A 12,986-nucleotide genomic window follows, 5' to 3' on the forward strand; every position below is an offset into this window, starting at 1 on the left:
TTATGGTATCTATTAGAGGCGCACACCAACATAGTGAAGAACACTATTCCCTTGCTCAATTTGATTTAGAACAATGGGTAACACAAGAATTGTTATTAACTAATCCTGCATCTTATAAGAAGTTTAGAGAAGTTTGGGATTTTTGTTTTGAAAACAGCGCAGGTGCATCAGAGCAAATTTTCTGTTTCCAAAATGCGATAGAAATGGTCGAAATTCTATCGACACTTAATATGGATATTAATAGTTTATGTGCGGCTTTATTGCTTCCTTTTGTTGATAGCAAAATTATTCGCCGAGAAGATATTCCAGAAGATTTTGATCGTGAAATTTCTCATATTATTTCTAGTATTGTTAGGATGAAAGAAATTCGCCAATTACGAGCAATTCGTAACGGCAGTGCTACTTCCGAACAAATTGATAGTATTCGCCGAATGCTACTAGCGATGGTAAATGACTTCAGAAGTGTAGTGATTAAATTGGCAGAACGCATTACCTACTTACGCAATTTAATCAATGCACCTCAAGAAGAACAGGTCCTTGCAGCTAAAGAATGTTTTAACATCTATGCGCCCTTAGCCAACCGTTTAGGCATAGGTCAATTAAAATGGGAGCTAGAAGATTTCTGCTTCCGCTATTTACATCCAGATGAATATCGATTAATAGCAAAAAAATTGCAAGAAAAACGATTAGATCGTGAACTGTACATCAAACAATTTGTAAGCCATTTACAAGATTTGATGAATCAAGATCATATTCGAGCTGAGGTATACGGTCGTCCTAAACATATTTATAGTATATGGCGAAAAATGGAGCGTAAACACCTTCAATTCGAAGATTTATATGATATTCGTGCTGTGCGCATTATCTGCGATCGTATTGAAGATTGTTATAATGCATTAGGTATTGTCCACAGCCATTATAAACATATCGCAAAAGAATTTGACGATTATGTAGCAAATCCTAAACCAAATGGTTATCAATCGATCCATACTGTTGTTTATGGTCCACAAGATAAAGCAATCGAAATTCAAATTCGTACTGAAAAAATGCACAATGAGGCTGAACTAGGTATTGCTGCACATTGGAAATATAAAGAAGGCAGTACCGACAAAATGACAGCTTATGATCAACGAATTTCTTGGTTGCGTAAATTATTAACATGGCAACAAGAAATGTCGGAAAGTGGTGAAATACAAGAAGCCGTTCGTAGCCAAATTTTTGATGACCGAGTTTATGTTTTTACGCCTAAAGGTGATGTTGTTGACTTGCCTGCTATGTCAACTCCACTTGATTTTGCTTATCATATACATAGCGATGTGGGTCACCGCTGTATTGGAGCCAAAGTAGGCGGGCGAATTGTACCATTTACCTATAATTTAAAAATGGGCGATCAAGTTGAAATCATTACCCAAAAACAACCAAATCCTAGTCGAGATTGGCTAAATCCGAATACAGGATTCGTTAATAGTAGTCGTGCCAGAGCTAAAATTCAAGCCTGGTTTAAAAAGCAAGATCGCGATAAAAATATCGCTACAGGTGAGCAAATTTTACAAAGCGAACTTGAACCTTTAAACATTAGTATAAAAAGTGTCGAAAAAATCTTAATTAATAAATATAACGCTCATTCATTTGACGAGGTATTAGCAGGTATTGGTAGTGGTGATGTAAGGATTAATCAATTAGTTAATTTTATCAATGCACAATTTAATAAACCAACTGCTGAAGAGGAAGATGAAGCAGCATTAAAACAGATTGCCCAAAAAACGAATATGCAATCTAAAAATACTAATAAATTCAACAACAAAAAAGGCAGTGAAATTATTATTGAGGGTGTGGGTAACTTAATGTATACCATTGCAAACTGTTGCCGCCCTATTCCTGGCGATCTAATTGTGGGGTTTGTAACTCATGGGCGAGGTATTTCAATTCACCGAGCTGATTGTGAGCAATTGCAAGACCTTAAAAATCATGCGCCTGAACGTATTACTCACGCTGTTTGGAACAACAATACCCAATCAAGTTATACCATGGTGATAAAGATTGTTGCCAACGATCGAAGTGGTTTATTGCGAGATATCACTACGATTTTAGCTAATGAAAAGGTTAATGTTCTTGGTTTAATGAGCCGTTCAGATATGAAGCAACAATTAGCCACTATCGACGTAGATATGGAAATTTTTGATCAGGATTCGTTAAATCGAGTGCTCAATAAAATAAAACAACTACCCGATGTTATTGAAGCTAAACGTTTTCAAGGTTAATTAACATGTTAAATTGCCACTTTTTTAGTGGCAATTAGGTTTAATATTTATTACTTTCTTTCTAAAATTTCAAACTGATATGAATAGCCATTTTTATCATCCGGTTGATGCCCTTCTTGATAAATAACTTGCCATTGCTCAGGTGAATAATCAGGGAAATGGGTATCCCCCTGTAGTTCGGCATCTATATGTGTTAAATAAAGTCGATTTGCTAACGGTAAAATCTGCTTATAAATATTACCACCACCAATAATAAATGCCTCATCAACATTCTGTTCTTGGGCTAACACTATGGCGGCATCAATTGATTGAACCCAACTTACATTTTGAGTTGAATTAGATTCACTTGGTGCTTGCTTTGAAATAATAATATTATGACGATTTGGTAGTGGACGACCAATAGACTCAAATGTCTTTCTTCCCATAATAACGGGTTTATTAAGTGTATTTTTTTTAAACCATGCCAAGTCTGCAGGTAAATGCCAAGGCATTTGATTATTTAAGCCAATTACACGATTATCGGCCATGGCTACAATAATACTTAATATCATATCCGTTCCTTTACACATACCCTAAAGATTTTATTCGCTGATTGACATGCTCAGGAAAGATAGTTTGACTCCAAAGTCGTTCGCTTAAAGAAAGTAACGACTCTTTTTGTCCAGCAACGATCCAATTAGACAATTCTGTAGCAACATCAGGGTATATTATTGGTTTTGGTGAAGGTAAATCTAACCAATACTTAAGTTTGATACAGTTTAAACTTTCCATAACCGTTGCCATATCAAGAGATCGTAAACATTGAGCATTATAAATTTGTTCAAATTGACCTGCCACAGGCTTAGTAAGAATCTTTTTACCAAGCGTTAATGCTTCAGAAATCAATGCAAAGCCCGTATTTGAAATAATGCCAGAGCAATTGACTAAAGCTTGCGTAAAACTATCACGACTAAGAGGTTGAAAATTAATATTACCTCGTTGCGATTCTTGCTTTATATCTGGGTGAAAACAGATAAATTGACGATCTTGAAATTGGTTTAACATACCAATGATCTCATCTATACCTTCAAACGGCAAATAAACCACAATGCTGCCATCTTCTGTTGGTGTGGCATTAAATGAATCGATCATCGGTGGCAATAACTTATGCCCAAAATGAAACCAATGCAAACCAATAGGCTTAGTAACTGGCGCATAATATTTCATAATTACATTGGCAACTAACCCATATTCTTTAGGTTTAAGATATTGGCATACGGCCTGATTACTTATACCTAAACAGTCACGTTGCTGATGATGTGCGGCCCAAGCAGTGACTGGCTCAAAATCACTAATAATACAATCATACTTTGATAAATCAAGTTCCCGCACGTCTTTAATCAGCCTGAAAGCGCGAATTCGTTGTATGGTTTTACGAAAATTAATTTTACCGTTTAGTGTTGCAAAGGTGACACCTCGATAAGTCTTATAATCACCAAAAACTTGCATATCAAAATAGTCTTTAGGATCACGTCCACTAAAAATATAATCAACATCAGCTCCAGCTTTTTTTAATGCTTTAGCTAAAGTTCTACAACGACTGACATGGCCATTTCCTGTTCCTTGAACACCAAAAAGAATCTTCATATCAATATTATTTGCCAATTATTATTGATAAATATCATACCAGAACACGTCATAATTATCTTATTTTTTTTACACATTAACTTAAAATTTTAGTATTTTTAATATATTAATAGACAAGTCGACAAATCAATAGAATTAAATTAAACTAGTTATATCAAGGTGATATTTAAACTTTAAGTAGGGCTATTATTTATTTTACAAAAAATAGCGAGATATCAAGATGCCTATAACACCCCAAAATAAACCAATTTGCCAAATAATTGTATTAGCATCAATACTATTTTTGTTTAGTTATTCTTCATGGCATTTATCTAACTTATTATTATCACCAGCTTTAACTTGTCATTCTGCTCATTCCACATCTGAATTAACACCTAAACACGAATCTATTTCTAACGAGCCAGTTTTGGTTTTGCGAAAAAACACAATCATATCAGCTTGTGCTTTGTTTCATCAGTGTTCAACCTGTAATATTTTGAACTCTAATTTTCCTACAAAACTTTATATTTCGTCTAGCAGTGAACGATATCTGCCCATTAAGCCTATTCTACAATATAACGAATTTATTCCAGAGTTAAGACCACCGCAAGCTGTTTAATTGGTTTATGTAAATAAAAGCAGTAAGTAACACTACAAGCAATAACTGAATTATATTGATATTTGTTTTATCAGTATAACCATCAGGTTATTGTTAAAATTAACTATTTTGAGGAACATCATGAAACGTCGAAATTTTTTGATAAATATTACCACAGCTATCGGTGGATTGGTCGCAACTAAAGCTATAGCCCAAATGGGGAACAATAATATGCATGACACAATGTGTGATACTCATTCTGATGAATGTCAAAAGGGGGATAATATGCACCAACAAATGAATATGGACATGAATCACAATCAAATGTCGCAAAAACTTTTATCGACTTCAGTACTACCACAAGGAATAGATCTACCAACTTTGACCAACTTAAAAAATGAGAGCAAGCAAAAAGGTGTTTTTGAAGCAACATTACATATAAAACCAACAAAAATTGCGTTAACACCAGATTTAACCACGGAATTTTGGACCTATAATGGAATGATACCTGGTCCGAAAATCGAAGTATTTGAAGAAGACCATGTTAAAATCACCGTAAAAAATGAACTTACTCAATCAACGACAGTTCATTGGCACGGCTTGCTCATTCCATCTGATCAAGACGGCAACCCACAAAACGAAATTCCAGCAGGAGGCAGTCGAACTTATGAATTTATCATTCCTAAAGGTACTGCTGGCACTTATTGGTATCATCCTCACGGACATAATACAGTAGCCGAACAAGTTTATCGAGGTTTAGCTGGTACATTTATTGTTCGTAGCAAACACGATCCACTTGCATCGTTCCCTGAACAAAATTGGTTCTTTTCTGACTTAAAATTAACCGACAAAGGTCTAATTGCTGATAATTCAATGGTCGATTGGATGAATGGACGTGAAGGCCAATTTGTATTGATAAATGGCAGTTACCGCCCAAAGATCAAAATAGATTCAGCCACACATATCCGAGTATGGAATTCGTGTTCAGGTCGATATCTCAATCTTTCTATCCCTAACTGCGATGTTTTTTTAGTTGGCACTGATGGTGGACTATTAGCTAAACCCTACCTGCTTACCAAACCCTTATTATTAACTCCGGCTGAACGTGCTGAATTAGTCATAATACCAAAACAAACTGGTACTGTATATTTACAATCAATCGGATATGATCGCAATAAAATGGGCAATGTACCGCCAGAACAAGATATAATACTAGGTGAGTTAACACTGACTAAATCCGAGCCAATCACCTTACCAAACACATTAAACCAACTACCTAATATGGGGCCAGCTGTCGTCCATAAATTACTGGAATATACCGAAGTAATGGACATGAAAGAGCCGCGTGGTGGTGTGTTATTTTTAATTAATGGTAAACGTCATGACATGTCGCGAATTGATCTAAAAAGCAAAATTCACGATATTGAAGAATGGACAATATTTAATAACTCCCATATGGATCACAATTTCCACATCCATGGCGCACAATTTATTGTACAATCGCACGAGTTAAATGGTAAAAAAACTCAGCCTGATTATATTGCCTTAAAAGATACCATTAATTTGCGGCCACACGAAAAACTTACCATCAAAATACAGCAAAATCTTCCTGGGCTTCGCATGTATCACTGTCACATTATTGAACATGAAACAACTGGCATGATGGGGCAATTAATGGTGGAATAATATTTCTTCCTTTATTCCTTTCCTTGATTCAATTTTTAGTATGGTTGGATTAAGGGAAGTTAAATTAACAAAAACTCGCTTATCATTACCGAAAAAAAGCGAGTTTTTATAAACCTATCATCTTATTAAAATTCCTTTTATTAAATTATTCCCCTTGTAATAAGGGTTTTTTCTTTTGCTAAAAAATGCTAAAATGCACAGATTATGATCGTCATTAACTATTGGCAAAAACTTCGCAAACGATTGATTATTAAAACCGCTTTGTCGCACTTATTATTAGGTGTGATTGCTGCTGGGTTTGGTTTATGTCAAAACGAAGCGCTTCCATCGGAATCTGATGTTTCGCACAGTGGAATTATTGCTATTACATCCATTGTACAAGATCACAGAGAAACAGCACAAAGAAAGTCACAAACACTAGCATGTTCCCAAAAACAGCATACTGTAGTACTTTTAATAATGCCTAATTATGATGATCTTTCCCCTAGCAAGGCAATCCGACTATCCCCTTACAACGGCATACGAGCTGGACCAAAAACTACCTCTTAGAATTTACGCACAAATAAAACTAATTTTTATTCAAGGCAAAAGCCTTAAAATCCGTATTAAAAAACAAGAGAAAAGTTATGTTATTAAAATTATTGACAAAAGTATTTGGTAGCCGCAATGAGCGCGTATTAAAAAGTATGCGTAAACGAGTTGAAAAAATTAATGCACTTGAACCAGACATGGAAGCATTAACTGATGATGAACTAAAAGCAAAAACTACAGAATTTAAAGACAGGATTGCCTCTGGAACTCAATTAGATGATATTTTGGAAGAAGCTTTCGCAGTGGTACGTGAAGCGAGCAAACGTGTATTTGGCATGCGTCATTTTGATGTGCAGTTAATCGGTGGTATGGTATTAAATGAACGTTGCATTGCTGAAATGCGTACGGGTGAAGGTAAAACTTTAACAGCGACATTACCTGCCTACTTAAATGCACTAACAGGTAAAGGTGTACACGTTGTTACAGTTAATGATTACTTAGCGCAGCGAGACGCTGAAAATAATCGTCCTTTATTCGAATTTTTGGGCTTAACTGTAGGGATTAACCTGCCAAATATGCCCACACACATAAAACGTGAGGCTTACAACGCAGATATCACCTATGGTACCAATAATGAATATGGTTTCGACTACCTACGCGATAATATGGTATTTACCAAAGATGCTCGTGTACAACGTCCATTACATTACGCCTTAGTCGATGAAGTTGACTCAATTTTAATTGATGAAGCAAGAACACCTCTGATTATTTCAGGTCAAGCGGAAGATAGTTCCGACAGATATATTAGCGTTGATAAAATCATTCCTTACTTAACCCGTCAAGAAAAAGAAGACTCTGACCAGTTCCAAGGTGATGGTGACTTCTCAATTGATGAAAAATCACGCCAAGTTAACTTAACAGAACGAGGCTTAGTTAAAGTTGAAGAATTACTGATAAAACAAGGTATCATGAAAGGTGATGAGTCACTTTATGCGCCAAGCAATATCGTATTGATGCATCACGTTAATGCAGCCCTACGCGCTCACCACCTATTCCACCGCGACGTTGATTATATTGTCAGAGATAACGAAATTATCATCGTTGACGAACATACTGGAAGAACAATGGATGGTCGACGTTGGTCTGATGGTTTACATCAAGCTGTTGAAGCAAAAGAGCACGTTAAAATCCAAAATGAGAACCAAACACTGGCTTCAATTACTTTCCAAAACTATTTCCGTTTATATGAAAAACTAGCGGGCATGACAGGTACTGCTGACACTGAAGCATTTGAGTTTAACCAAATTTATGGTTTAGATACGATTGTTATTCCAACTAATCGCCCAATGCAACGAAAAGATCAATCCGACCTTGTCTATATGACCGAAAAGGAAAAGATAAATGCGATTGTATCTGATGTACAAGAATGTGTAAAACGCGGTCAACCTGTTTTAGTCGGAACAGCATCAATCGAAAAATCAGAATTAGTTTCACAAGCATTTAAAAAAGCAGGTATCAAACATAATGTCCTAAATGCTAAATTCCATGCTCAAGAAGCAGAAATCATTGCTAATGCAGGGAGTAAAGGTGCAGTTACTATTGCAACCAACATGGCTGGTCGTGGTACTGATATTATGCTCGGTGGTAACTGGCAAAATGATATAGCAAAAATTGAAAATCCAACACAAGAAGACATCGAAAAAGCGAAACAAGCTTGGCAAACAAAACACGAAGAAGTGATTGAGTTAGGTGGACTTTATATTTTAGGTACTGAACGTCACGAGTCACGCCGTATCGACAACCAACTACGAGGTCGTGCAGGACGTCAAGGTGACCCTGGCGCTTCACGCTTTTATCTATCACTGGAAGATCCATTGATGAGAATTTTCGCCTCTGATCGTATGGGTAATATGATGCGTAAATTGGGTATGAAAGAAGGTGAAGCTATTGAACACCCATGGGTCACAAAAGCCATTGCCAATGCTCAAAAGAAAGTTGAAAGTCGCAACTTTGATATTCGTAAACAACTTCTTGAATATGATGATGTCGCCAACGATCAACGTAAAGTAATTTACCGAGAACGAAACGGCTTACTTGATAATACCGATATAAAAGATACCATTGATTCAATTCGAGGTGATGTATTTAACACTCTAATTGACCAATACATTCCACCACAATCAATTGAAGATATGTGGAATATACCAGGTCTTGAAACTGCACTAAAAACAGACTTTGATTTGGATTTACCGGTCGCAAAATGGCTAGATGAAGAGCAAAATCTGCACGAAGAAACATTGCGTGAACGAATCTTACAAATTGCTCAAGACAAATATTTAGAAAAAGAAAACATGGCTGGAGCTGAAGCATTTAGACATTTCGAAAAAAGTGTTATGTTACAAACACTTGATACACTTTGGAAAGAACATTTAGCAGCTATGGATTATTTACGCCAAGGTATTCATTTGCGCGGCTATGCACAAAAAGATCCAAAACAGGAATATAAACGTGAATCGTTTAATATGTTTGCTAACATGCTAGAATCATTAAAATATGATGTTATTGGTATTTTAAGTCGCGTACAAATTCGCTCACAAGAAGAAGTTGACGAAGCTGAACGCCAACGCCTAGCAGAAATGGAAAAACTAATGGCTAAACAACAAGCTAACCATGATTCGGTAGCGAGTATAAATGGCGAAAATGAAGAACTATCAGCAGGCACTTCTTCGCAACCAATAGTACGAACTCAAGCCAAAGTTGGTCGTAATGATCCATGCCCTTGTGGTTCAGGTAAAAAATATAAACATTGCCATGGTGCTGTTCAGTAAAGAAAAAATTTAGTATCATCAAATAAAGTTGATAATTAAATCGTCGATTAGGATCGACAATAGGTTGAAAGGGAAAGTTACAACTTTCCCTAATTTTACTCATAGGCAAATAGAATTATGAACAAACATATTGAAATTGCTGTAGGTATTATTCGTTCACAAAATTGTCAAATATTTATCACCCAACGCGGTGAAGACTCTCATCTTGCTGGTTTTTGGGAGTTTCCTGGTGGAAAAATCGAGACCGGAGAAACGCCATATCAAACATTACAACGCGAAATTGCTGAAGAAGTTGACATCCATATCCACCAAGCCCAATTTTTAGATACCTTTAACCACAATTATGATGATCGCGATATCACAATTCATGCGTATTTAGTTGAAGAATGGGATGGAGTCCCTTTTGCTAAAGAAGGCCAACCAAGTCGTTGGATTGACCAAGAAGATCTGAATGCCGACGAATTCCCTGACGCCAATCGACCGATCATCGAAATGCTTAAAAACTTAGATAAACAAATATAACTTAGTTATTACAATTTAGCTTGTTCGCGAGTTTAGTTTAGTTTAGTTTATTTAACTTAAATTAGTTTCTTGTATGATTTTAGAGCTATTATATTTAGTTCATAAAACAGCTGTACGCTGTTTCCCCGCGCCGAGAATAACACAATGCTAAAGCAAAAATTTACTATCACAAAGCTTTGATCTTATTTTAACTAATAATCCATTTAGCAATGACTAAATACAATACCCAATAAACTCGGATTTAGGTCTATTTACTGTAACAACGAAACGAATAAGTAAGGATTTTTGTATATAAAAAACCTGCCATAAGCAGGTTTTATAAATTCGGAAATTGGCTCCTCCAACAGGACTTGAACCTGTGACATACGGATTAACAGTCCGCCGTTCTACCGACTGAACTATGGAGGAACACTTAACGAGATGAATATTAACTATCTATAACACCAATGTCAATCTCTAAAACAGCAAATAGAATTAACTGCTCAGCTTGTAATCAAATTAATCTGTAGATATGCTAAGATAATTAAATATATTATTAACAGGTAAAATAGCATTTATGAAAAAAAATATTTGTATTTTTTGCGGAGCAAGCGAAGGAAGTCAATTAGAATATCGTACACAAGCAGAACAATTAGGCAAAACTTTAGCAGAACAAAATCGACGGCTAATTTATGGTGGTGGTAATAAGGGATTAATGGGCATTATTGCTAATGCGGCACTAGCTCATGGTGGAGAGGTGATTGGTATTATTCCTGAACGCTTAGTCAAAGCCGAAACTGCACACCACGGTATTACGCGCTTAGAGGTGGTGGATAATATGCATCAACGTAAAGCAAGACTGTCTGAGCTTGCTGATGGTTTTGTTGCAATGCCTGGCGGAACAGGTACGCTAGAGGAAGTTTTTGAAGTTTGGACGGGAATGCAAATCGGTTATCATGAAAAGCCCGTTGCATTATTTAATGTGTTAGAATTTTGGCAACCAATGCTTAATTTTTTGCAATATGCAGTGAATGAAGGTTTTGTTCGTGATAGTTTTTATAAAACATTAATTGTTTCGGAAGATCATCGTACTATACTACAACAAATGGATCATTTTATCCCTAAAGATTTACAGCGCTGGGTAAAAAAATAGCTTAAATGCCATATTATATAAAAACGCCATCACTTGATGGCGCTTTTTCTTATATTATTAACAAACATTAAGCGACAGCTGTAGCTTCCGATTCTGGTTGTTTAATTAATGCATAAGCAACACCAGCAACAACGGTACCAACAACAATAGATAATAAGTAGCCAACTACTGGTTTAACAACGCCCGGAATTGCTAAAGCAAATAAACCACCATGCGGCGTCATTAATGTTGAACCGAAGGCTAACGCCATACCTCCAGTAATAGCACCACCAACAATACAACATGGGATAACACGTAATGGGTCGCGCGCAGCAAATGGAATTGCGCCTTCCGAAATAAAGCATAAGCCTAATACCAATGAAGCTTTACCGCTTTCTTGTTCAGGTTTAGCAAATTTTTTGCGTGCAATAAGTGTTGCTAAGCCCATAGCTAACGGTGGAACCATACCACCGGCCATAACCGCAGCCATTGGCATATATTGATGTAATGAAATTAATGTGGTTCCGAATAAATACGCTGCTTTATTGATAGGTCCCCCCATATCAGTACACATCATTCCCCCTAGAATTACCCCCAAAATCACAGCAGTATTTGGATTTGAATTCAACGAATTTAGCCATGAATCCAAGGAAGACATTAACCATGCGATAGGTGCACCAAAAATAAACAGCATCACTAAACCGGTTATTAATGTCGCAAATAGTGGTACAATTAGGATTGGTTTTAACCCCTCAAGCGTTTTTGGTAATGGTAAATATTTGGAAATACACATTGCTAAATAACCAGCAAAATAACCAATAAAAATCCCGCCTAAGAAGCCTGCGTTAGTCGATACCGCAAGTAAGCCACCGACAAGCCCTGGTACTAAACCTGGTCTATCGGCAATCGAATAGGCAATATATCCTGCTAACAACGGTACCATGAGAGAGAAAGCCTTCTCGCCAATCAGATTTAAGTGCGGCTCTCCAACAAGTTCGTTTACTAATACTTCTTTTACTACTTCTACGCCATTTTCTAAGACTTTCACCGTTTTTAATACGTCTTGAAACTCACCTAATGCAAGAGATAGAGCAATAATCAAACCGCCAGCTACAACCATTGGTAACATGTACGAAATACCCGTTAAAAGGTGTTGATAAAATCCTTTTTTCTGTTTATTAGATTTAGCTACCGAAGCATTAACACTTGTTTGATACACGGTTGCTTCTTCAAATGCCTTATCAAATTCTTGCGCTGTTTTTTTCAGAGCTGGACCTGTTTTGGTGCGATAAAGTTTTTTACCTGCAAATTTACTCAAATCAACATCAATATCACAAGCCGCAATTACAACATCGGCTGAAGCCACTTCTTCTGGTGTTAATTCATTACCGACACCAACTGAGCCACGTGTTTCAACCTTACACCACCATCCACGTTTTTTGGCTTCCTCTTCAATCGCTTCTGCTGCCATAAAGGTGTGAGCAACACCTGTTGGACATGCGGTTACCGCAACAATACGTTTTACACTAGTATTATTGCTTGGTGAAGACATAGCTTCGGCTGTTTGTTGATAAACACTCGCTTTACTTTGCGCATCTGTTAAAATCTGTTTTGGGTTAGCAAAAATTTGATTTAAATCATCAACGGCATAAACCTTTTTACCAACAACTGCTTTATCACTGATAGTTCCAGAGCCTACTGCAACTATAACATCAGCCGATGTTGCATTATCAACCAGATTTAGATTTAATTCGTTTGCGGCTAAAGCTAATTCCGCTTTAGCCAAACGTCCATTTACTGGGCCTGTATTACTACCTTCAATAATATATATATTCATGAATACT

Annotated in this window: 10 protein-coding genes and 1 tRNA gene; 7 read left to right on the forward strand and 4 right to left on the reverse strand. The window is 36.5% G+C overall.

The features are described 5' to 3' along the window. Nucleotides 1-2 precede the first annotated feature (2 nt). Nucleotides 3-2,261 (forward strand): GTP diphosphokinase, encoded by a 2,259-nt coding sequence (gene relA, locus B9N71_RS04105; RefSeq protein ID WP_085164292.1) that lies wholly within the window; start codon nt 3-5, stop codon nt 2,259-2,261. Nucleotides 2,262-2,311: 50 nt separating this feature from the next. Here relA and folA read toward each other — a convergent pair whose 3' ends face one another. Together folA and B9N71_RS04115 are read right to left on the reverse strand one after the other, a co-directional pair. Further along, the gene (gene folA, locus B9N71_RS04110; RefSeq protein ID WP_085164295.1) at nt 2,312-2,812 is read right to left on the reverse strand and encodes a type 3 dihydrofolate reductase; all 501 of its coding nucleotides are present in this window, start codon (nt 2,810-2,812) and stop codon (nt 2,312-2,314) included. Nucleotides 2,813-2,822: 10 nt separating this feature from the next. Beyond that, the gene (locus B9N71_RS04115) at nt 2,823-3,887 is read right to left on the reverse strand and encodes an MJ1255/VC2487 family glycosyltransferase (RefSeq protein ID WP_065575054.1); all 1,065 of its coding nucleotides are present in this window, start codon (nt 3,885-3,887) and stop codon (nt 2,823-2,825) included. Between the two features lie 220 nt (nt 3,888-4,107). Between B9N71_RS04115 and B9N71_RS04120 the strand changes: the two genes are divergently transcribed. The 5 genes from B9N71_RS04120 (at nt 4,108) to mutT (ending at nt 10,031) form a co-directional block, all read left to right on the forward strand. Continuing rightward, on the forward strand, nt 4,108-4,485 hold the full coding sequence (locus B9N71_RS04120) for a hypothetical protein (RefSeq protein ID WP_085164297.1): 378 nt from the start codon (nt 4,108-4,110) through the stop codon (nt 4,483-4,485). Between the two features lie 120 nt (nt 4,486-4,605). Further along, nucleotides 4,606-6,150: a multicopper oxidase family protein gene (locus B9N71_RS04125; RefSeq protein WP_085164299.1), complete on the forward strand. Its 1,545-nt coding sequence runs from the start codon at nt 4,606-4,608 to the stop codon at nt 6,148-6,150. 204 nt (nt 6,151-6,354) lie between these two features. Beyond that, nucleotides 6,355-6,699, forward strand: a complete 345-nt coding sequence (locus B9N71_RS04130; protein WP_085164302.1) for a hypothetical protein — start codon at nt 6,355-6,357, stop codon at nt 6,697-6,699. A gap of 77 nt (nt 6,700-6,776) precedes the next feature. Beyond that, nucleotides 6,777-9,509 (forward strand): preprotein translocase subunit SecA, encoded by a 2,733-nt coding sequence (secA, locus tag B9N71_RS04135; RefSeq protein ID WP_085164304.1) that lies wholly within the window; start codon nt 6,777-6,779, stop codon nt 9,507-9,509. Between the two features lie 117 nt (nt 9,510-9,626). After that, nucleotides 9,627-10,031 (forward strand): 8-oxo-dGTP diphosphatase MutT, encoded by a 405-nt coding sequence (mutT, locus tag B9N71_RS04140; protein ID WP_085164306.1) that lies wholly within the window; start codon nt 9,627-9,629, stop codon nt 10,029-10,031. A gap of 332 nt (nt 10,032-10,363) precedes the next feature. Here mutT and B9N71_RS04145 read toward each other — a convergent pair. Continuing rightward, nucleotides 10,364-10,439 (reverse strand) — tRNA-Asn (locus B9N71_RS04145). Nucleotides 10,440-10,587: 148 nt separating this feature from the next. Here B9N71_RS04145 and B9N71_RS04150 point away from each other — a divergent pair. Continuing rightward, nucleotides 10,588-11,163: an LOG family protein gene (locus tag B9N71_RS04150; RefSeq protein ID WP_085164308.1), complete on the forward strand. Its 576-nt coding sequence runs from the start codon at nt 10,588-10,590 to the stop codon at nt 11,161-11,163. A gap of 67 nt (nt 11,164-11,230) precedes the next feature. Here B9N71_RS04150 and B9N71_RS04155 read toward each other — a convergent pair whose 3' ends face one another. Continuing rightward, nucleotides 11,231-12,979 (reverse strand): fructose-specific PTS transporter subunit EIIC, encoded by a 1,749-nt coding sequence (locus tag B9N71_RS04155; RefSeq protein ID WP_085164310.1) that lies wholly within the window; start codon nt 12,977-12,979, stop codon nt 11,231-11,233. Between the last annotated feature and the right edge of the window lie 7 nt (nt 12,980-12,986).

The organism is Gilliamella bombi, assembly GCF_900103255.1.
Classification (GTDB): domain Bacteria; phylum Pseudomonadota; class Gammaproteobacteria; order Enterobacterales; family Orbaceae; genus Gilliamella; species Gilliamella bombi.